Genomic DNA, 21,465 nt, shown 5'->3' with positions numbered 1-21,465 from the left:
AATCGGGCTTAACATTTAGACACCGATGTCATGACACCGATGTCATGATATCGGTGTCATGACATTTGCGATGAGGGTTACTAGGGTGGCCGCATCGTAAATGCATGGGAGGAAATTGGATGGCCACGATCTACGATGTTGCCAAAATCGCTGGTGTTTCGCCAAAGACGGTGTCGCGCGTTCTGAACGGGGATGCGCCTGTCGGCGCGAAGACGCGGGCCGCCGTCGAGAAGGCGATGACCGAGTTGGGCTATGTGCCCTCAAGCGCGGCTAGAATGATGCGATCCAATAAATCCGGAATTATCGGTCTGGTGACGGGCGCAATCTCGCGCTCCAGCGATACGCCAGAGCCTGCGGGCCTGCCGGACCTGTTTATCGTTCAGGGTATCCAGCGGATCATGGCCGCCCATAAGAAAACGCTGATGATTTCCGATACGATGGGCGATGTGGACACAATTCCGCATTTGCTCCGCACCTTTCAGGAGCATCGCGCCGAGGGCGTGATCTATGTGGCCGACCATCATAAAGAGGTCGAGCTGCCGGAAATTTCCGAGGATCTGCCGATTGTTCTGGCCAACTGCTTTGACGCCACGGGGCGGCCGAGCATCTTGCCGAATGACCGCAAGGGCCAGCGCGACTTGATTGCACGGCTCATCAAGGCCGGTCACAGCCGGATCGCTTTCATCCAACTGCCGCAGCAGCTCGTTGCAATGCAGCTGCGCCATGACGGCTACAGGGATGCGCTTGCTGAGGCGGGCATTCCCTATGACGAAGCACTTTTGGACCATGTGCTACACGATGAAGACCCGCGCCTCGTTGGCCAACTGAGAGAGGCGCTCGACCGGCTACTTGCGCTTGAAGATAAGCCGACGGTGATCTGCTGCGGAAACGACAAGCTGGCGATGCGGGTTTATGGCATCCTCCGCGCCAAGGGGGTCGATATCCCCGGTGAAATTTCTATCGCGGGCTTCGATAATTACGAGCTGATCGCGGGCGGCCTGTTTCCGCCTCTGACGACGGTTGATCTGCCCTATGCCGAGATGGGCGCACGCGCTGCCGAACGCCTGTTGGCGCTCATCGACGGGCAAGCCAGCGACACGCCCAACCCAGAGCTTATCGACGGCCCCGTGCATTGGCGGTCGTCGGTCACGGATTTCTTTTCCACCAACGTAACCATGTTTCAGTCAAACGGGAGGACCACTTCATGAAACATCTTACACTCACCGCCGGCGTATTGCTGGCATCCACGGCGCTGGCCGGATCTGCTATCGCGCAGACCGAGCTGTCAATGTGGTATCACGGCGCTGGCAACGAAGTTGAGAGCGCAATCCTCAACCAGATCATTGCCGACTTCAACGAGAGCCAGTCTGACTACACGATCGCGCTCGAAAGCTTCCCGCAGGGTGCTTACAACGACGCGGTTCAGGCAGCTGCGCTGGCGGGTAACCTGCCGGACATAATCGACGTCGACGGCCCGGTCATGCCGGGTTGGGCATGGGCCGGCTACATCGCGCCGCTGCCGATTGACGAAGCAGAGTTCGCGGATTTCCTTCCCGGCACCAAAGGTATCTGGAACGATACGCTCTACTCGATCGGCCTGTGGGATGCGGCTGTCGCGCTTGTGACCCGTCAGTCCTATCTGGACGATCTGGGCCTGCGTAAGCCGACACTCGACAACCCATGGTCGCAAGATGAGTTCATGGCGGCCCTCGACGCAGCCAAAGCTTCCGGAGATTTCGACTTCGCATTCGACCCGGGCATGGCATGGACGGGTGAGTGGTACCCCTATGCATTCTCGCCGTTCCTGCAATCGTTCGGCGGCGACATGATCGACCGCTCGACCTACCTGACCGCAGAAGGCGCCCTGAATGGCGACGAAGCGCTTGCCTTTGGTGAGTGGTGGCAGTCCCTCTTCGAAGGTGGCTATGCACCAGGTACCTCTCAGGACGGTGCTGACCGCGATACCGGCTTCAACGAAGGCAAATATGCGTTCAGCTGGAACGGCAACTGGGCCGCACTCGCCGCGCTTGAAGCCTTTGATGACACGGTATTCCTGCCGGCGCCTGATTTCGGCAATGGCCCGAAAATCGGCGCAGCATCTTGGCAGTTTGGCGTGACCACCGCTTCCGAGCATCCGGAAGGCGCTGCTGCGTTCATCAAGTTCGCGACCCAAGACAAGTATCTGGCAGCTTTCTCTGACGGCATCGGCCTTATCCCCGCGACGGCTTCCGCTGCGGCGATGAGCAAGTACTATCAGGACGGTGGCCCGATGGCTGACTTCTTCGCGCTCTCCGAAGGGCAGGCACTGGTGCGCCCTGTGACAGCAGGCTACGCAGTGGTGGCGAAGGTCTTCGAAAAGGCATTGGCCGATATTTCGAACGGTGCGGATGTAGCGGATACGCTTGACGCTGCCGTAGACGAGATCGACGCAGACATCGAAAAGAACGGTGGCTACGGCAACTAAATGATCTTCCCATCGGGCTCCGGCGCTGTGCCGGGGTCCGACCTTCCGCAAACGGACGAGAAAGTCACGATAATGCAACGTGAAAAAAGCCTCACACGATCCAACGGCGCCGGCTGGGGGTTTGCCCTTCCGGGTTTCGGCTTGATGGTCGCGTTCATTATCCTGCCCTTCTTCTTTGCGATCTGGTTCAGCCTGACCAATCAACGGCTGATTTCACCCAATCCGACGCAGTTCGTCGGGCTATCGAACTACACCCAACTGCTGAGTGTTGGCACGATCCTTCTGGAGCCGGAGCGCGATGAAAACGGCGCAGCGCTGCGCGACGATGATGGCGAAATCGCATATCCACGGCTGCGGAATTTCACCCGTAACAACCCCGATTACCCCAAAATTCAGGGAATGCGTGAATGGTTCAGCTGGCAAACCGGCCCAAATGACGAACTAAAGCGGGTCATTCTCGCCAAAGACGTTGTCTTCATGCGGGCGCTGAAGAATACCTTCACCTTTGTGATCATCGTGGCGCCGCTACAGGCGGGGCTTGCCCTGTTACTGGCCCTGCTGATCAATCAGCGGCTGCGGGGGATCAACATCTACCGCGCGATCTACTTCATGCCGGTGGTGATTTCGATTGTCGTCGTCGCCTTCCTTTGGCGGCTGATCTACGACGGCAACAATGGCCTCCTGAATAACCTGCTGGGCGCGATCTCGTTCGGTGCGATAGAGCCGGTAGATTGGGTGGGCCAGACCTCGACAGCGCTGGGAGCGATTATCGGCATGTCGATCTGGCAGGCGGTGGGCTTCCATATGGTGATCTGGTTGTCGGGTTTGCAGACCATCAGCCCGACGCTCTATGAGGCGGCCGAGCTAGAAGGCTCCAGCAAATGGCAAACCTTCCGCTATGTGACGTGGCCAGGTTTGCGGAACACGGCGGTGCTGATCCTTATCGTGATCACCATGCAGGCCTTCGGGCTGTTCGCGCAGGTCGATGTCATGACCAACGGCGGCCCGCTCGATAGTACGCAGACAATCGTCTTTCAGGCCATTGAGCGCGGTTACGGAAAACAGGACATCTCGGGTGGTTCCGCGATTTCGGTGCTGCTGTTCCTCATCGTCCTCAGTATTTCGTTGATCCAAAGATACCTGACGCGGGAGCGTTCATAATGGCCATCCAAGCTGACAATCATCGTCTGCGGCTCGCTGTCCGCTACCTTGTCCTGACCCTGATCGCGGCGCTGTTTATCTTTCCGCTGATCTTTATGTTGATGTCCTCGCTTAAGCCGAGCCAACAGCTGCTCGTCGATAGCGGCAGCTTGCGGGCGTTCCTGCCGGTCGGGGATATCAGCTTTGATAATTATGTGATGGCCTTCAAGCGGGCGCCGGTCGGCTTGTTCGTGATGAACAGTCTTTTGGTGACGGGGACAACGGTGATCCTGTCGCTGTTTCTCTGCTCACTGGCCGGATTCTCCATCGCGATTTTGGACTGGCGCGGGAAGGCGTTCGTGCTGTCGGCTATTCTGGCAACCTTGACGGTGCCCTTTGAGACAATCGCCGTGCCGCTCTTGCTGATGGCGTCCAAATTGCCTTGGGTCGGCATGGAAGGCTTCGAAATCGGCTGGCTGAACAGCTACCGCGTACAGATCATCCCTTTCGTAGCGGATGGGCTGACGATCTTCCTCTTCGTGCAGTATTTCCGTGATCTGCCGAAAGACCTCATTGAGGCAGCACGGGTCGAAGGCGCGAGCTGGTGGACCGTGTACGCGAAAGTGCTGATGCCGCTTTCGGGGCCGATCATCGCCACCGCTGCCATCCTGAAGTTCCTCGTGATGTACAACCAATACCTCTGGCCGCTGATGGTGGTGCAGGAGGAAGGCTACCGTCCGGTGCTTGTGGGGCTTCAGTATTTCTTCCAGTTGAACACCGCTTGGGGTGAAATCATGGCCTACCTGAGCATGATTACGGTTCCGGTTCTGGTTTTCTACCTCTTCCTCCAACGCGCGTTTATCGCCTCCATCGCCTCGACAGGTGTGAAAGGATAAAAACAAAATGGTCATCGCACTCGAAAAGAAATGGATCTGGGACAGCTGGTACGCCCATGACGGAGAAAAGTGGCATGGCTACTTTTTGCAGGCTGACAAATCCCTTGGCGACCCCGATGCACGGCACATGAACGTGACGCAGGGCCATGCGGTCAGTCATGATCTGGTCAACTGGGAGCACCTTGGAACGACATTCGCGCCGTCCACTGGGCCTGCATGGGATGACAAGACGACGTGGACCGGCTCAGTCGTCCGCGATGATGACGGGCTTTGGCACCTGTTCTATACTGGCACCTCGGCAGCCGAGAATGCGCTCTACCAGCGTGTGGGTCATGCCACCTCGACCGATATGCACAACTGGGAGCGCGTGGGCGACGGGCTGTGCCTCGATCTCGTAGGACCGGCTGCGCAGCACTATGAAGCGGAGCATCAGGTCGGCTTCTGGCATGATCGGGCGATGCGTGATCCTTGGGTGATGCGTGACCCCAACGGCGATGGCTGGCTGATGTATTTCACCGCCCGCGTACCCGGTGTGGCAGATCCGAACGAGGGCGGAGCCGTCGGTTTTGCGACTTCGGATGACCTGATCACATGGGAATTGCAGCCGCCTGTCTTTGTGGGCGGGTTCGGACAGTTGGAAGTCCCGCAAGTATTCGAGCGGAACGGCCGCTGGTATTGCCTGTTTTGCAATGACGCGATGCATTGGTCGGCCGGATACGCCGCGTCGCATCCGGGGCCGGCGGTAACAGGCACGCATTACCTCATCGCGGATGATCCGCGCGGCCCGTGGCAGATCGCCCCGGGTGCGTTTCTCGATGGTGATATGCCCTGCCGTCGGTATGCGGCGCGCATCATCGAGCATGATGGCGCGATGTTCATCTTAGGGTTCGAGGATCGCGGCAAGGCGCAATTTGTTGGCCAGATCATGGATCCGGAACTGGTCGAGAGCGATGCGGACGGGCTTCTTACCGTCCGCAAGCAAGAGAAGGCTGCGGAATAATCATGGCTGACGTTGTTCTTAAAAATATTTCCAAGAGCTTTGGGGATGTCGATGTCATCAAGGGCGTCGATCTAGAGATCAAAGACGGTGAATTCACGGTTTTCGTTGGCCCGTCTGGCTGCGGAAAGTCCACTTTGCTGCGGATGATCGCAGGGCTGGAGGATATCTCCGGCGGCGACATGTACATTGGCGACCGGCGGGTGAACCAGATCCAACCAAAGGATCGCGGCGTGGCGATGGTCTTTCAGTCTTACGCGATTTTTCCGCATATGACGGTGCGGGAGAACATCGGATTCGGGTTGACGATTGCCAAGGTTCCCAAGGAGGAGAAGGCGGCGAAGATCGCGGAAGCCGCGCGAATTTTGCAGATGGAACATCTGCTGGACCGGCGGCCGAGCCAGCTTTCAGGCGGGCAGCGGCAGCGCGTGGCCATCGGGCGGGCGATTACGCGCCAGCCGGATGTGTTCCTATTCGACGAGCCTTTGTCGAACCTCGACGCAGCCTTGCGAATGGACATGCGGATGGAGATCGGCAAACTGCATAAGCAGCTCGATGCGACGATGATCTATGTCACCCATGATCAGGTCGAGGCCATGACTCTGGCGGACAAGATCGTCGTGCTGAAAGACGGCGAAGTCATGCAGGCCGGTGCGCCGATGGAGCTCTACCATTCGCCAGCGAACCTCTTCGTTGCCGGTTTCCTCGGTGCGCCGTCGATGAACTTTTTTGTCGTCGATGTATTGTCGGTCGATGGCGATATGGCGACCGTATCGGCGCCTGCGCTCGATCCCATTACCGTTGCGACCAAAGGGCGGGACATTAGGCCGGGGACCAAGGCAACGCTTGGCATTCGACCGCAATACCTGCGCCCGACGTCGGACGCACAGGGCATGCTCCACGGAAGCGTCTCCCTGACCGAACGGCTGGGGGCCGAGACGGTGGTGGATATCACGCTGCGCGACGGCACAAAGGCGATTGCCGCTTTTGCAGAGGATCAAATCTTTGCGCTCGGCAATGCAATCGGATTGGACTTCGATCCCAATCAAGCACATCTGTTTGACGAGCTACCAGCGGCGGGGTCCGACCCTCATTAACAGGTCGACAGCTCGATCAAATCGAGCTGCGTCGATAACAGCGCGCACCTTTTCGGGTCACGGCTTATAGCGGATTCGCGCTACCCCTTTGTGATTCCGTCATAATATGTGCCGCTAGTTACGCGCTTCAGTGCGTTTGGCACAGCTTCAGCACGGCCTCTCGCCCATCACGAATTGCCGCCGCGGCGAGGCGCGGGGCTGCCGCGTCTCCGATCGGCTGCACGTTAACGCCACGTTCACGCAGCTCTTCCAACAGCGTCGTATCGGTCCGGTTCCCCGTTGCCAGCACCAGCGAGTCAGCCGCGATGTCAGCCTCCTCGCCGGTCAGCAGCGAAACACACCGAGCACCCCCCTTGGACCAACGGGTCAGGGCGCTTTCCGTTATGAAAGTCACCCCCAGCTTGGCCAATGTCTGCCGCGCACTGAAATCAGTCGCGCTGCGCACCAGATCGCGGGCAATCATCGCGTCAGGGGTCACTATGGTCACTTGATGGCCCGCCTCGGCCAAGTGCCACGCTGTACCGATCCCCTTCCAGTGGCCGCCTTCATCGAGGATCAGCACATGCGTGCCCAAACGGGCAGCACGGCCCATGACATCTTCGGTTGACCACACGTTGCCGCTGTCGATGCCGGGCAATTCACCCACCTGCGGCAGTGCCTTTTGGAAGCCCGTCCCAGTTGGTAGCGAGCCGGTCGCGAGTAGCACCAGGTCAGCGCCAATATCCACGATATCATCCGCATCCATGTAGCAGTTAAACCGGATCTCGACGCCCAGTTTGGTCAGTTGCCGCGCGTACCATGCAATCAGATCGGTGATTTGGGCGCGCCGCGGCTGCAATCCCGCCAGCCTGAACTGGCCGCCCAACTCGGGCGCCGCTTCGGTGAGGATAACACGATGTCCGCATTCCGCCGCGACCCGCGCGGCTTCAAGCCCCGCAGGCCCACCGCCAACCACCAGCACAGATTTCGGGGCAGGGGAGGCCGTAAAGCGATCCCCGCCCCATTCGAACTCGTGACCCACGGATGGGTTGATCAGGCAGGAGATGTAATAGTCGCGCCCGCGCCGCCCCCAACATTGCTGATTGCAAGACAGGCAACCGCGAATATCCTCAAGCCGCCCCGCTTCCGCTTTCCGCACCATATGCGGGTCGGCGATCTGCCCCCGCACGATCGACACCAGATCCGCCTGTCCCGCCCCCAGCACCGTATTGGCATTTTCCGGCGTCCGGATATTGGCCTCGGCGGTCACGAACGCGCTCAGCTTTACTTCCCTCAGGCGCTGGGCAAGGTCGGCACCAAGGTTTTCGGGGTATTGGAAGCTTGGGATGATCTTTTGGAAATCCACATAACTGCCCGCCCCGACGGTCACATAGTCCATCAGCCCTTCGGCATCATGAAGTGCAACGATCTCGACCATTTCGTCGCGGGTCGGGAAAACGCCCGTAGTGGGGTCATCAGAGACGGACAGCCCAATGATGAAATCGTCACCACAGGCCGCGCGCACCCGCCGCATGATCTCGCGCGAAAAACGGGTCCGGTTCTCAAGGCTGCCGCCCCATGCGTCCTCCCGTTGGTTCGAGAAAGGCGCCCAGAACTGATCCAACAGGCAGTTATAAGCGGCCCAGATCTCCACCCCGTCAAAGCCGGATTTCTGGCACCGGATCGCGGCCTGCACAAAGGCGTCGATCGTCTCTTCGATTTCGTCGGCAGACATCGCGCGGCTGCCGTCATTGTCGTGGTAGCTCGGCCCGCCCGAAGGGGACCAGTTCGCATGCCAGCTGTTATCCCAATCGCCATGCGCGCCAACATGGTAGAGCTGCTGGATCATCACCGCGCCTTCGTCCTGACAGGCCTTGGTGATGCGGGCAAAATGCGGGATCACATCATCGCTCGAATGGCGGAAATTGCCGCGCGTCAGCACGGCCGCCGCATGCACCGGCATCGGCTCCACCACGATCATCGCCGCCCCGCCGATGGCGCGTTCGAGGTAATACCCCAGATGCCGGTCACCGGGCAGGCCGTCCGTTGCCATATTGGTCGTGTGTGCGCCAAATACGATCCGGTTCCGAAGGGTTTTGTGGCGCAGCGTGAGCGGGGCGAAGACGTGTTTGAGGGTCATTCTAAAGTCTCCAATCCGTTCACTTCGCGCCCCAGGTATCCGACAGCCGGTAGCCCTCCGGCCACGGATCGGAAGGGTCCAGCATGTGTTGATGCACGCCGGTGATCCACCCACGGCCCGAGATTTCGGGGACAATCGCTGGCGTCCCGCCCACCGTGGTTTCTCCTACGATAACGCCCGAAAAGGTCGACCCGATCACCGAGCGTGCCGTGAGGCGGTCGCCCACGCGCATCACGCCCCGCGCATGCAATAGCGCCATCCGCGCGGAAAGGGCTGTGCCTGTCGGTGAGCGGTCCACCTTGCCGGGTTGGATCGCCACTGCCGCGCCCGCCTCCAGCCCGTCCGCGCCCTCGCGCAGCGGTCCGGCAAACAGACAAAACGAAATATGCCTCCAGTCAGGGTTTTCTGGGTGGGTAAAGCCCAGTTGCGCATTGGCGGCATTGGTGATCCTGACCCCCAGCTTAGCAATGTCATGCGCCTCGGTTTCAGTGAGTGAAAATCCCAAAGCCTCCGCATCGACCACCACAAAACTGTCCCCGCCATAGGCTGTATCGACGGTCAGTGTTCCCAGCCCTTCTACTTCCAGCTTGCAGTCCAGATCAGCAGCGAATGAGGGGACGTTCTGCACATGGATACGCTCGGCCTTGCCATTCCGGCATTCCGCCCGCACCCGCACCAGCCCGCCGGGTGCTTCAAGCGTCATATGCGTTTCCGGTTCCTGCATCGGGATCAGGCCGCCATCCAGCAGCACCGTCGCAACGCAAATGGAGTTGGAACCCGACATCGGCGGCGTGTCCTCCGGCTCCATGATGATCCACGCGGCTTGGGCATCGGGGTGCTTTGGCGGCACCAACAGATTGACATGCCGGAACACCCCGCCACGCGGTTCGTTGAGGACGAAATTACGCAAGGTGCCATCCCGCGCGATCCAGCGGCTCTGCTCCCAGATCGTATTGCCGGGCGGGGGCAATACACCGCCTACGATCACATCGCCAACCTCGCCCTCGGCATGGGCAGAGATAACGTGGATCGTCTTGCTCGACCGCATCTTAGATGTCCTTCATCAGCCGCAGCGCATCATAGATCGCGGCATGGGTGTTGCGCGCGCTAACTGCATCCCCGATGCGGAAAAGCTGGAAAGTGTTTTCCGCGTTCCGCACGATGGTCTGCGGTTGGCCGTCAATCAGGGCATCGTGATCCACCTCCCCCCCGTTGGAAGACAGCGGCTTCAGGTCGAAATAGAGATCATCCAACGGTAACGTCCCATAGTTTACCACGATCTGATCATAGGTCTTGTCATATGTCGCACCGCCATAATCCGTACCGATCGTGGCTTTGAGGCGGTTGCCATCCTTTGCCACATCTTTCAGGCGACGGGTCACGGTGAAGGTCACATCCTTATCCTGCAAGGCCCGCATATATGGCACGAGGTTCATCGCCATGATTTCCGGTGCAAAGGTCCGGTCCGGCGTCATCACTTCCACCTTCGCGCCCGCGCCCGCAGCCTCCTCTGCTGCCATCAGGCCCGGATGGTCGCCGCTTTCGTCATAGATCAGCACATCCTGCCCCGGTTTCGCATCGCCCGAGATCAAATCCCAAGCCGAGATCACGTTGCTCTGCTCTCCGCTGCTCTCGTACAATTCCGTATTCGGCAGCCCGCCCGTGGCGACGATCACCACATCAGGTTTTAGGGCGGTCACGTCCTCCGCCTCGGCCCATGTGTTGAACCGGAACTCCACATCTCGCGCCGCGCATTGCGCCATGCGCCAGTCGATGATCGAGATCATCTCGCGCCGCCGTGCGTTCAGCGCGGTGAGCCGCACCTGCCCGCCTGGCTCCGGTTGCGCTTCGAAGACCGTCACACTGTGGCCACGCTCCGCCGCGACGCGGGCAGCTTCCAGCCCTGCAGGGCCGGCACCCACGATGACAACCTTCTTTTGCGTCGTTGCGGGCGCTACCTCATGCGGCATGGTTAGCTCACGCCCCGTCGCCGCGTTGTGGATGCACAGCGCCTCGCCCGCGCCGTAAATCCGGTCGAGGCAGTAGGTCGCGCCAACGCAGGGGCGGATGTCATCCTCGCGGCCTTCGATGATCTTCTTCACGATATGCGGGTCGGCCATATGCGCGCGGGTCATCCCCACCATATCAAGTTGGCCGGACGCAACCGCATGCCGCGCTGTCGCCACATCCGGTAGCCGTGAGGCATGAAACACCGGCATGCCGGTTGCCGCGCGAACAGCACCGGCAAGGCCCAGATGCGGTGCGCTCGCCATGCCCTGCACAGGGATCATGTCGGTCATCGCTGGGTCCGTATGGATTCGCCCGCCGTTGATGTTGAACACGTCGACAAGGCCAAAGCTCTGAATGTGCCGTGCCAGAAGCACGCCCTCTTCAGCCGTGATCCCGCCGCTCTCCTTTTCGTCGGCCCCCATCCTGAGGCTCAGGATGAAATCATCGCCAACCCGCTCACGCACGGCTCGCAACACGTCGACCGTCATCTGGGCGCGAGCCTCCACACTGTCGCCGCCATAGGGGCCGTTCAGCTCGTTGGTCAGTGGCGACATGAACTGATCCAGCAAATGACCGTGAGCGATGATCTCAACCCCATCCATGCCACCTGCCTTCATCCGTTCCGCGGCGTCGGCAAAGTCGGCGATGATCCGCGCAATATCCCACGCCTCCGCGCGCTTGGGGAAGGCCCGATGCGCCGGCTCACGATGTTTGGTCGAGGATACCGATGGCAGCCACGACCCCTTGTCCCAGCGAGTCCGCCGTCCCAAATGCGTCAACTGGATCATCACGGCAGCGCCATGCTCATGGCAGGCATCGGTCAGGTGCCTGATCCAAGGCACCACTTCATCCTTGTAAGCCAGAATATTGTTGAAAACGGGCGGGCTGTCCTTCGACACGGCCGCTGATCCTGCGGTCATCGCAAGCGCGATACCCGCTTTCGCACGTTCTGCATGATAGGCCGCGTAGCGTTCTTTTGGCATCCCATCTTCGGGATAAGCAGGTTCATGGCTGGTGGTCATGATCCGGTTGCGAAGCGTCAGATGCTTAAGCTGATAAGGCTGGAGAAGGGGATCTTTTGACATGCGAAACTCCTGTCGATTGCAATTTGAATCCACAGAATGTTCACTTATGTCAAGATAAAGTTCACAAGTGTATATTTATGTTGTGAGCACCCCCATGCCGCGCTATTGTCGCCGCCATGATGGCAAAAGCAGACATCCGCCCGCCCGATGAAAAGGCCACTGGTTGGCGCGGCTCGCGTGACGTCTGGTTAATGGCCGCACGGGAGGCGCTGATCTCCTCCGGCGTCGATGCGGTCAAAATCCAGCCCCTCGCCAATCAACTCCAAATCGCGCGTACCAGCTTTTATTGGTTCTTCAAGGACCGCAACGCGCTCTTGGATGCCCTGCTTGCTGAATGGGACGCAAAGAACACCGGCGCCTTTGTCGAGGCCTGCGGCGCCTATTCGGAGTCCATCGCTGAATCTATTCTGAATCTGATCGTGGTGTTTCACGATGAAGCCCTGTTCGAGCCGCAGCTCGATTTCGCGATACGCGGCTGGGCGCACCAGTCCGATGCCACCGCCGCGCGGGTGCGCGAGGCAGACGAGGTTCGGCTGGCCGCGATCGTTGCCATGTTCGAACGTTTCGGTTTTTCCAAGGACGAAGCCGACGTTCGCGCCCGCACCGTCTACCTGACCCAAATCGGCTACATCGCCATGCAGGTGTCCGAATCCACCGCCAGCCGTGTCGCCCGCGCACCCGGTTACGTCAAAACTTTCTGCGGCCAAGCCCCGACTCCAAACGAACTCGCCCGATTCCACGCCCGCCTGAAGTTCGATCCATCCGCGCACGGCTGAGCAGCACCCGCTGCCACCTGAGAGCGAAAACAATACCTGAAGCACCAGCCTAAAAGGCGCATTCCCAGCCAAGCGCGGGCCGGTTTGGCTGTCGGTAAAGCTCACTATGCACTCGAGGACGACAAAGCCTGACGGTTAAACGATTTACTGTTTAACGTTTAACCGAGCCGCCAAAGAGCGGTCAGGGAGGACATATGGCGAAGCGCCCGACATCGATAAAACAGGTGGCAGATGCTGCTGGCGTGTCGACAGCGACCGTATCCAACGTGTTTTCCGGTAAGAAACCCGTCAAACCGGAGCTCGCCGCCCATGTGCGCGAGGTCGCGAGCAAGCTCGGTTACCATGTGAACCGCGCCGCGTCGAACCTCCGATCTGGGCAAAGCCGGATTGTGCCAGTCATGGTGCCTGATCTGTCCGACCCGTTCTTTACCTCTCTTATCACCGAGATCGAGGCGTTGGCCGAGGCGGATGATTTTGACATCATCGTTGCCAGTTCCAAAGATGATGCCGATACCGAGAAGCGCCGCATCGCTGCGCTGTTGTCATGGCAGCCGGCAGGCATGATCATTGTGCCCAGTTCTGACGCTGTGCCTGAGGCACTTGTCACGGCACGGGACAGCATGCCGATCATTTTGACTGACCGTGGCGTTGGCGCCAAAGGCTTTGATGTCGTGCTGCCTGACAATTTCGACGCAGGCCGTCAAGCCGGTGCCCATTTGGCCGCTCTGGGGCATCGTCATGTGTTGATCGCCGCGTCTGATCTCGGTTTGCAGGCCATTTAGGATCGCTGCGATGGCGTCTCGGCGGAGATCAAAGCGGCAGGCGGGATGACGGATGTTTTGGTCATCGGCCCGAAGCCTGCGATCGGTGCCGCTCACCTGAACGAATGGCTTGATGCCAACCCGATGCCCAGTGCCGTGTTCGCCACCACGGACATGACAACCCTATCGGTTCTGACTTGCCTTGCAGCGCGCGGTATCGACATTGGCAACGACGTGTCTGTCGTGGGCTTCGACGACTATCCTTGGATGTCCGCGCGGCGCACGCCGATCACTGCGGTGCGCCAGCCCGTGGAAGAGATGGCGGAATCGATCTGGACAACATTGAAAGATCGTCTGGCCGGAGAGGAACCGGCAAGCGCGATTGCAGATCTGAAATGCAGACTTGAAATTCGGGCGTCAACAAAACCGGCGCAGAACCACGCGCCAGCGACGCTCAACGGGGCCGCTGAACAAAGGGGGAGTACGAAGCACATCAGCGGTAGGGAGACGAAATCTTGCGCCAGGCAAAACAGGAACGCGACCATAACGGCCGCGAATAGATACGCTTTGCCTGGCGCCTGATCAAACCACGAAAAGGTTCAGTCAGAGGAGGATACTATGAACCAGTGAAAACCATCGCCAAGGGGGTCTCGACGTTCGCGTTGACGATTGCTTTGGGATCTATGGCAACCGCCCAGGATTGGGGCGCCGAACTGGGCGACCATTCCGGCACCACCATCCGTGTGCAGTCCATCGCTGACCCGTTCATCGATGCGTTCGATCAGGTGAGCCCCGGCTTCACCGCGTTGACGGGCGCTGACGTGACTTTGGATAGCTTCGGCTACGACCCACTGCACGAAAAGCAGATCTTGTCCTGCTCGCAAGGCAGCGATGAATATGACGTGCTCTTCATCGACGGCATCTGGGTCGGTGAATTTGCCGAGGCAGGCTGCCTCGATCCAGTCGAAGGCCGCGTTGCGGAAACAAGCGCCGATGTGATCGCAATGGATGACTACATCGACAGCTTCAAAGGCCAAGCAGTCTGGGACGGACAGCTCCAGTGTCTTCCTATCGCCGGTTACTGGCACATGCTGCACTACCGCAAAGACCTCTTTGCACAGCATGGCCTTGAGGTTCCGCAAACCTTTGACGAACTGATGGAGGTTGCACGCTTCTTTGCCGAGGATGACGGTGATCCGGATGTCGCTGGCATGGCGATGAACTTCCAGCGTGGTTCGGCAGCGGGCCAGCAGTTCTTCGAATGGATCTATTCTGCGGGCGGCAAGCCTTGGGAATCGAACTATCCGGGCTCGGATGATCCGTATGCAGATCAGACGCCACTCTTGAACTCGCCGGAAGCCGTCGAGATGATCGAGTTCTTCAAGGCAATGGTTCCTTACGGACCGCCGGGTGTTGAGCAGTTTGCTTGGGACGAGCGCGCCAATGCGTTCACACAAGGCAAAGTGGCTATGATCAACAACTGGTCCGTGCGGACGCCGCTGTTCACCGATCCTGACATCTCGAAGGTCACGGATGCCTTTGACGTCGCCATGTTCCCGCATGCCGATGGCGCATCGCCGGTTCCGCCCGTTGGTGGCTGGATCATGTGTCTAAACGCGTATGGTCAGCAAAAAGACGCTGCTTGGGACTTCATGAAGTGGTTCGCCAGCCCCGAAGTGCATAGGACTTCGTTCTCGCCGGTGGCCCGCCGAGCCGTCATTCGGCCATGCAGGACGCCGAGATCGTTGCCGCGCAGCCTTGGGTTCCGACGCTCTATGAGTCGGCCAAAGCAGCATGGCAGGAAGGTCGCCCGCGCCACGCGATGACCTTCGAAATGATCGACGCGATCGGCCTTCAGGTGAACCGCGCAATCGTAGGTGATGCCACCGCACAAGAGGCGATGGACGAAGCCAACGAGGCGGTCACGCAAATGCTGACCCGCGCAGGCTACCTGCGTTAACACACCTCCCGCGCACACCCTGCCTGCGGGGTGTGTGACACTACAGGTGGGAAGGGATCCCCTTCCCACCGCCTTCAACCACTCCCAGATGCCGAGGAATGAGAGGCACCATGGCTGATGTCATCCATAATGCGCCTGGCGCTAAAGTGCGGGTCAAGGCGGAAGAGAGCGAACGCGCGATCAAGCTCTTCTTCATTGCGCCAGCGGTTATCTACCTGCTCCTGCTCAGCGTGTTCCCGTTCATCTACTCGGTTTATCTGAGCCTGTATGACGCCAAGTTGACCCGCATGGACCGCAAATGGTTCGTGGGTTTTGAAAATTACGAGCGTCTGCTGTCCGATCCTCTTTTCCTCAAGGCGATGCAGAACACGGCAGTGTTGACGTTTTCGTCCATCGTGCTCGAAGTTGCCTTTGGCTTTCTCTGCGCCAAGGTCTTTCTTTCTCTGCGCGAAATACGCGCCGGTCAGGTGCTGCGTTCGATGGCGATCCTGCCGATGATGATCACCCCGATCTGCGTTGGCCTGATGTTCAGCTACATTCTGAACCCGACGCTCGGCATCATGAATTATGTGCTTTCAGGTATCGGCGTCGAGGGGCCGTCATGGTTCGGCAATCCGACCTTTGCCTTGCCGACCGTCATCTTCATCAATGCGTGGCAATGGACGCCCTTCATGATGCTGTTGATGCTTGCAGGTTTGGTTTCGATCCCCGACTCGCTCTACGAAGCAGCCGAGCTGGAAAACGCCAAATGGTACCATATCGCCCGCTACATTGAACTTCCTGCCATTCGGGATGTGATTCTGATCGGCATCATCTTGCGGGTGATCGACAATCTGAAGCTCTTCGATCTTGTTTATGTGACGACGCGCGGCGGACCGGGGGACAGTACCGAACTGCTGACCTTCTTCGCCTATCGGCAGGACTTCCGGTTCTTTCAGGTCGGCTATGGTTCGGCTGCGGCTGTGATCATCCTGCTGATCTCGATCGTCGTGACCACCGTGGCCGTGGCCTATCTCAGAAAGGTGCAGAAATGACGAACAGCGTCCGTTGGAAACTGCTCGCCGCAGTCCTGATCACTTTCGTTTTCGTGGCGCCAATCCTGTGGATGATCCTCGCCGCGTTCAAGACGATCAACGATATCTATGCCATTCCGCCGGTATGGGTGCCCGACTTCACCTATCTCGATAATTTCCAGAAACTGCTGTCAGAGAACTGGCCGTTCCTGCTGAATTCGACAATCGTGACGCTTTCGGCCACGGCGCTGTGCCTCGCCTTTGCACTGCCTTGCGCCTTTGGTCTGGTCTACTTCCAGTTCGGCGCGAAGAACTTCCTCGCTGACTGGATCCTGTCGACCCGCATGATGCCGCCGATTGCCGCTGCTGTGCCGCTCTACATGGTGTTCAACGGGGCAGGGATGCTCGACACGATGCCGGCACTGGTAATCGCCTACGCAGGGTTCAACCTGCCGTTCGCGGTGTGGGTGGTTCCAAACCTTCCGGATCGTGGCGCTGCCTTTGGCAAAAAGCGGGATCGCAACGGTTGCCACCTTCGTCTTTATCTTTGCGTGGAACGAGCTGCTGTTGGCGCTGTTCCTGACGACGCGGGAGGCGAAGACCTTCCCTGTGGTCATCTCGTCATTCTCAACCGTCACCAAGACCTATTGGGAATTGATTTCGGCGGCGACGATCATCCAGATCCTTCCGCCGGTTATCTTCACGATCTTCATGCAACGCCATATCGTCTCTGGTTTGACGATGGGCGCGGTCAAGAACTAAGGGAGCGCCTCTCATGGCTTTTGGACAAAACCCTCTCGGCATTCACGCACTTTGTAGCGTTGGCGGCTGGAGCGAGAAAGAGGCGCGTCATGCGATCTCTTCTGCCGCCGACATCGGCTATGACCTGATCGAAATTCCGATGCTCGACCCAAATAAGATCGACGTGGAAATGACCGCCCGCTTGTTGGAGGAATACGGCATAGGCGCGACCATCTCGCTGGGCCTCGAACCGGCGACGGACCTATCCTCCGAAGATGCGGAAACCTCCGCCAAAGGCGAAGCGCTGCTTTCGAAGGTCGTCTCTATCGGTCGCGATATCGGGGCGACGCATCTGTGCGGCGTGATCTACTCCGCGATGACCAAATACAGCCGCCCAGCGACGCGCAAGGGGCTGGATAACAGCGTCGCCGCCTTGCAGCGCATTTGTGCGCAAGCTGCGGCAAGTGACATTACGGTCGGCGTCGAGGTGGTGAACCGCTACGAGACGAATATTGCCAACACCGCCGCAGAGGGTGTTGCGCTGTGCAAGCTGGTCGGTGCGCCAAACACGCGGGTGCATTTGGACACCTATCACATGAATATCGAAGAAGCGGACATGGCCCGCGCGATCACCGAGACGGGTGCCTATCTCGGCTACTTCCACTTCGGCGAATGTCATCGTGGCTATCTGGGAACGGGGTCGATCGAGTTCGAGCCTGTGTTCAAGGCTTTGGCCGAAATCGACTATGGCGGCCCACTCGTTTTCGAGAGTTTTTCATCAGAGGTGGTTGATCCGCAGCTTTCCAACATTCTGGGAATTTGGCGAAACCTATGGACCGATGGCGATGACCTGATCAGCCATGCACGCGACTTCATGAATGTTCAGATCAAGGCCGCGATGCGCGCCGAGGGGCTCGCGCAACCGCAATTCAAAGGAGATATTCGCTATGGGTGAAATCGTTCTGAAGGACGTGGAAAAGGCCTTTGGCGATGTGTCGGTTCTGCGTGACATCAACCTCACGATCAAGGATGGCGAGTTCGTTGTCTTCGTCGGGCCTTCCGGCTGCGGGAAATCAACGCTCCTGCGGATGATCACGGGGTTGGAGACGGTCAGCGGCGGGCAGGTCGTCATTGATGGCGATGACATCACCCATACCAAGCCCTCCTCGCGCGGGTTGGCGATGGTGTTCCAGTCCTATGCGCTGTTTCCGCATATCTCGGTGCGCGATAATGTCGGCTTCGGCCTGAAAATCGCCGGTCTGCCGAAGGCCGAGATTGACGCCAAGGTCGGTCAGGCATCGGCCATCCTCGGGCTTGATGCTCTTCTTGATCGTAAGCCGCGGGAGCTTTCCGGCGGCCAGCAGCAGCGCGTTGCCATCGGGCGCGCGATTGTGCGCGAGCCGTCTGCCTTTCTGTTTGATGAACCGCCGTCCAATCTTGATGCCGCGTTGCGGGTGCAAATGCGGATCGAATTGATCCGCCTGCATGAGAGACTGGCCACGACGATGATCTACGTTACCCATGATCAGGTCGAAGCAATGACAATGGCAGATCGGATCGTGGTGCTCGAAGGCGGGGATATCCAGCAATTCGATACACCGATCGCGCTCTATGACCGGCCGGTGAACAAGTTCGTGGCGGGTTTTATCGGCTCTCCAAAGATGAACTTCATGCAAGCCAGCCCTGCGGCGGACGGAAGGGTGCAGATCAAGGACGGTCCTGCGCTGAAAATCCCGGGCCTAGATCCGGCAAAGATGACGGCAGAAATGACCGTCGGCATTCGTCCAGAACACATCGTATACGCGCATGAGTCAGGCGATCTTTCCGGCAAGATTCTGGTTGAAGAACAGTTGGGAAGCGATGCCTTCCTCTATGTCGAGGTGCCAGACATCGGGATGGTCACAGTACGCGCGGTTGGGGAGCGGAATTTCCACAGCCACCAAACCGTGCATCTGAGCCTGCCCCCTGAGAAATGCCATGTCTTCGATGAAAATGACCTCAGGATCAACGGTGACTGAACAACGGGTTCGGAACAAGTAAGACGACTTTGGAAGGAAATATTATGGTCGGGAGATTGGACGGGAAAACAGCAGCGATCACGGGTGGGGCGTCTGGAATTGGCTTTGCTTGCGCCCGTGCCTTGATCGATGAAGGTGCGCAGGTCATTTTGATCGATCGCGATGAGCCGCAACTGACCCGCGCAACTGGCGAGCTGGGCGCAAGTGCCCATGCGGTCGTTGTTGACCTGCTGGATGGCAAATCCGTCTCGGCGATGCTGCCCCGATTGTTGGAGTGCACAGGCGGCTTGGATATCTTCCATGCCAACGCGGGTGCTTATGTCGGCGGCGCTGTCCTTGACGGAAACCCCGATGACTGGGACCGCGTCATGGACCTCAACACCAGCGCCGCCTTCCGCTCTGTGCATGCCGTACTGCCGCATTTCGTGGCGCAAAAGTCCGGTGATGTTGTTTTTACCTCATCGGTGGCGGGCGTGACGCCCGTGGTCTGGGAGCCGATCTATACTGCCTCGAAATATGCGGTTCAGGCCTTCGTGCATTCGACCCGCCGCCAGCTAATCGAGCATAATGTGCGCATGGGCGCGGTTCTGCCCGGGCCGGTTATTACGCCGCTTCTCGATGATTGGCCCAAGGCAAAGATGGAGGAGGCGCTTGCCAGCCGCAGCCTGATGGAAGCGCGCGAAGTTGCCGACGCCGTTCTGTTCATGGTGACGCGGCCGGATGGGATCGTGATCCGTGATCTCACCATCCTACCGCACGGCTGCGATATCTGATCGGGTGCGCGACGCGATGAAGTATTATCTCGGCATCGACGTAGGAACAGGCAGCGCCCGCGCGGGTGTGTTCGATGAAACCGGCATGCTGCTCGGAACGGGCAAGCAGGATATTTCGCTGTTTCAAGGGGCTGGGCACCGCGTCGAACAAAGCTCGTCAGAGATCTGGCAGGCTGTCTGTACCGCCACCCGCGCAGCTCTGGGGTCCTCTGGTATCGCACCGCAGTCCATCGCCGGTATCGGCTTTGATGCAACCTGTTCGCTGGTGGTTCTGGGGGAGGGAGGCGCGCCTCTGCCGGTCGGTGATGACCCCGCCCGCGATATCATTGTCTGGATGGATCACCGCGCCACCGAGCAGGCCGACCGCATCAACGCCACGCGGCACCGCGTTCTGGATTATGTGGGTGGCGTGATCTCCCCCGAGATGGAAACCCCAAAATTACTTTGGCTCAAAGAGAACAACCCCGCTGTTTTCGATGCAGCGTGGCAGTTCTTTGACCTGACTGACTTCTTAACATGGAAGGCAACAGGCGCACTGGCGCGGTCGATCTGCACGGTGACCTGCAAATGGACCTATGTGCGAAAGACCGGCGGCTGGGATGCAAGTTATTTCAGGGAAATCGGCCTCGCTGAATTGGCGGATGACGGTTTTGCCCGCATTGGCACCGAGATCGTCGAGGCAGCCACGGCGCTGGGCAATGGCCTGACCGATGCCGCCGCAGCCGAACTCGGGCTAAGCGCGGGAACGCCGGTTGGTGCGGGGTTGATTGATGCGCATGCAGGTGGGCTTGGCACCGTTGGTGCCGCAGGTGCCGCCCCCGCGGACCGGCTCGCCTATGTCTTCGGCACATCGTCCTGCACCATGACCACCACGCATGACCCCGTTTTCGTACCCGGCGTGTGGGGGCCGTATTACGCCGCCATGGTTCCCGGAATGTGGCTGAACGAAGGGGGACAATCCGCAGCTGGCGCGGCAATCGCGCAGCTATTGCGCCACCATCCGGCATATGATGAAGCCTCCGAAAAGGCACGCGCGGCTGGGCTGTCCCTGCCTGACTGGCTGGGAGAAAAGGCAACTCTTCACGCCGATGGCATGCAAGAGATCCTCGCAAAGGCGGCGGGCCTTCATGTGGTGCCTGAATTCCTTGGCAACCGCGCGCCCTTTGCTGACCCGCACACCCGTGCTGTCATTGCGGGGCTGGGCATGAAGGACGACATCAAAAGCCTCGTGGCGCTCTACATCGCGGGTCTGTGCGGCATCGGCTACGGGTTGCGCCAGATCATCGACGCACAGGCGGAAAAGGGCATTAGCATCCGGTCGATTGTCATCAGTGGCGGGGCTGGCCGCAGCGACCTTGTGCGCCAGATCCTCGCCGACGCGACCGGCCTGACCGTCGAAGCCCCTGAAACCGACGAGCCGGTTCTCCTTGGCGCGGCGATCTTGGGTGCCTTGGCTGGGATGCCCGCCGCCCGCGCTGCTGATGTGATGGAAGGCATGACGCGCATTCATCGCGCCTACAATCCAAGCGGCTACGCCATCCTGAACCGCCATGCCAAAAGGTTCGCGGCATTCAAGGATCTTCAGGCAATTGCCCGTCAGTTGGCGGAGTGATCA

The 21,465-nt window shown here is 59.3% G+C and carries 20 protein-coding genes; 17 read left to right on the top strand and 3 right to left on the bottom strand.

Going from position 1 to position 21,465, the window contains the following annotated elements; genetic code table 11:
* The first annotated feature begins 119 nt into the window (after positions 1 to 119).
* Genes AB1E42_RS00660 through AB1E42_RS00635 form a run of 6 tightly spaced genes read left to right on the top strand, consistent with a single transcriptional unit; the run spans position 120 to position 6,594 of the window.
* A complete protein-coding gene (locus AB1E42_RS00660; RefSeq protein WP_368345080.1) occupies positions 120 to 1,208 on the top strand; it encodes a LacI family DNA-binding transcriptional regulator in 1,089 nt (362 codons plus the stop codon).
* Positions 1,205 to 2,464, top strand: a complete 1,260-nt coding sequence (locus tag AB1E42_RS00655) for an extracellular solute-binding protein (protein WP_368345079.1) — start codon at positions 1,205 to 1,207, stop codon at positions 2,462 to 2,464. Before AB1E42_RS00660 ends, AB1E42_RS00655 begins: the two co-directional genes overlap by 4 nt.
* Positions 2,465 to 3,625, top strand: coding sequence for a carbohydrate ABC transporter permease (locus AB1E42_RS00650; RefSeq protein WP_368345078.1), 1,161 nt, complete (start codon positions 2,465 to 2,467; stop codon positions 3,623 to 3,625).
* Positions 3,625 to 4,500 carry a carbohydrate ABC transporter permease gene (locus AB1E42_RS00645; RefSeq protein WP_368345077.1) on the top strand — a complete coding sequence of 292 codons (876 nt, stop codon included), beginning with the start codon at positions 3,625 to 3,627 and terminating at the stop codon, positions 4,498 to 4,500. The genes AB1E42_RS00650 and AB1E42_RS00645 overlap by 1 nt, the downstream gene beginning before the upstream one ends.
* 7 nt (positions 4,501 to 4,507) lie before the next feature.
* Entirely contained in the window at positions 4,508 to 5,500 is a 993-nt protein-coding gene (locus AB1E42_RS00640; protein ID WP_368345076.1) for a levansucrase, read from the top strand.
* A gap of 2 nt (positions 5,501 to 5,502) precedes the next feature.
* On the top strand, positions 5,503 to 6,594 hold the full coding sequence (locus tag AB1E42_RS00635) for an ABC transporter ATP-binding protein (RefSeq protein WP_368345075.1): 1,092 nt from the start codon (positions 5,503 to 5,505) through the stop codon (positions 6,592 to 6,594).
* Between the two features lie 127 nt (positions 6,595 to 6,721).
* Here the strand turns inward: AB1E42_RS00635 and AB1E42_RS00630 are convergent, their stop codons facing one another.
* Genes AB1E42_RS00630 through AB1E42_RS00620 form a run of 3 tightly spaced genes read right to left on the bottom strand, consistent with a single transcriptional unit; the run spans position 6,722 to position 11,808 of the window.
* Positions 6,722 to 8,713 carry an FAD-dependent oxidoreductase gene (locus AB1E42_RS00630; protein ID WP_368345074.1) on the bottom strand — a complete coding sequence of 664 codons (1,992 nt, stop codon included), beginning with the start codon at positions 8,711 to 8,713 and terminating at the stop codon, positions 6,722 to 6,724.
* A 19-nt stretch (positions 8,714 to 8,732) separates the two neighbouring features.
* The gene (locus AB1E42_RS00625) at positions 8,733 to 9,761 is read right to left on the bottom strand and encodes a proline racemase family protein (protein ID WP_368345073.1); all 1,029 of its coding nucleotides are present in this window, start codon (positions 9,759 to 9,761) and stop codon (positions 8,733 to 8,735) included.
* 1 nt (position 9,762) lies between these two features.
* Positions 9,763 to 11,808, bottom strand: a complete 2,046-nt coding sequence (locus AB1E42_RS00620; RefSeq protein WP_368345072.1) for an FAD-dependent oxidoreductase — start codon at positions 11,806 to 11,808, stop codon at positions 9,763 to 9,765.
* Positions 11,809 to 11,924: 116 nt separating this feature from the next.
* Between AB1E42_RS00620 and AB1E42_RS00615 the strand changes: the two genes are divergently transcribed.
* From AB1E42_RS00615 to AB1E42_RS00565, 11 genes are all read left to right on the top strand, one after another.
* Positions 11,925 to 12,584 carry a TetR/AcrR family transcriptional regulator gene (locus tag AB1E42_RS00615; RefSeq protein ID WP_368345071.1) on the top strand — a complete coding sequence of 220 codons (660 nt, stop codon included), beginning with the start codon at positions 11,925 to 11,927 and terminating at the stop codon, positions 12,582 to 12,584.
* A 194-nt stretch (positions 12,585 to 12,778) separates the two neighbouring features.
* Complete coding sequence (locus AB1E42_RS00610) at positions 12,779 to 13,366, top strand: LacI family DNA-binding transcriptional regulator (RefSeq protein ID WP_368345070.1); 588 nt, start codon at positions 12,779 to 12,781, stop codon at positions 13,364 to 13,366.
* Positions 13,367 to 13,411: 45 nt separating this feature from the next.
* A complete protein-coding gene (locus AB1E42_RS00605) occupies positions 13,412 to 13,927 on the top strand; it encodes a substrate-binding domain-containing protein (protein WP_368345069.1) in 516 nt (171 codons plus the stop codon).
* A gap of 101 nt (positions 13,928 to 14,028) precedes the next feature.
* Positions 14,029 to 15,171: an ABC transporter substrate-binding protein gene (locus AB1E42_RS00600; RefSeq protein WP_368345068.1), complete on the top strand. Its 1,143-nt coding sequence runs from the start codon at positions 14,029 to 14,031 to the stop codon at positions 15,169 to 15,171.
* A gap of 8 nt (positions 15,172 to 15,179) precedes the next feature.
* Positions 15,180 to 15,305: a hypothetical protein gene (locus AB1E42_RS00595; RefSeq protein ID WP_368345067.1), complete on the top strand. Its 126-nt coding sequence runs from the start codon at positions 15,180 to 15,182 to the stop codon at positions 15,303 to 15,305.
* 110 nt (positions 15,306 to 15,415) lie between these two features.
* Positions 15,416 to 16,339 carry a carbohydrate ABC transporter permease gene (locus tag AB1E42_RS00590; RefSeq protein WP_368345066.1) on the top strand — a complete coding sequence of 308 codons (924 nt, stop codon included), beginning with the start codon at positions 15,416 to 15,418 and terminating at the stop codon, positions 16,337 to 16,339.
* Positions 16,340 to 16,807: 468 nt separating this feature from the next.
* Entirely contained in the window at positions 16,808 to 17,080 is a 273-nt protein-coding gene (locus AB1E42_RS00585) for a hypothetical protein (RefSeq protein ID WP_368345065.1), read from the top strand.
* A gap of 13 nt (positions 17,081 to 17,093) precedes the next feature.
* Positions 17,094 to 18,014, top strand: coding sequence for a sugar phosphate isomerase/epimerase family protein (locus tag AB1E42_RS00580; RefSeq protein WP_368345064.1), 921 nt, complete (start codon positions 17,094 to 17,096; stop codon positions 18,012 to 18,014).
* Positions 18,007 to 19,077: an ABC transporter ATP-binding protein gene (locus AB1E42_RS00575; protein WP_368345063.1), complete on the top strand. Its 1,071-nt coding sequence runs from the start codon at positions 18,007 to 18,009 to the stop codon at positions 19,075 to 19,077. Before AB1E42_RS00580 ends, AB1E42_RS00575 begins: the two co-directional genes overlap by 8 nt.
* 44 nt (positions 19,078 to 19,121) lie before the next feature.
* Positions 19,122 to 19,850: an SDR family oxidoreductase gene (locus AB1E42_RS00570; RefSeq protein WP_368345062.1), complete on the top strand. Its 729-nt coding sequence runs from the start codon at positions 19,122 to 19,124 to the stop codon at positions 19,848 to 19,850.
* A gap of 16 nt (positions 19,851 to 19,866) precedes the next feature.
* A complete protein-coding gene (locus AB1E42_RS00565; RefSeq protein WP_368346337.1) occupies positions 19,867 to 21,462 on the top strand; it encodes an FGGY-family carbohydrate kinase in 1,596 nt (531 codons plus the stop codon).
* Positions 21,463 to 21,465 lie beyond the last annotated feature (3 nt).

This window comes from Pelagovum sp. HNIBRBA483 (assembly GCF_040931995.1).
In the GTDB taxonomy this organism is placed as follows: domain Bacteria; phylum Pseudomonadota; class Alphaproteobacteria; order Rhodobacterales; family Rhodobacteraceae; genus JAEPMR01.
The sequence above is the reverse complement of the archived record's forward strand: the minus strand, read 5'-3'. Positions and strand labels throughout refer to the sequence as shown.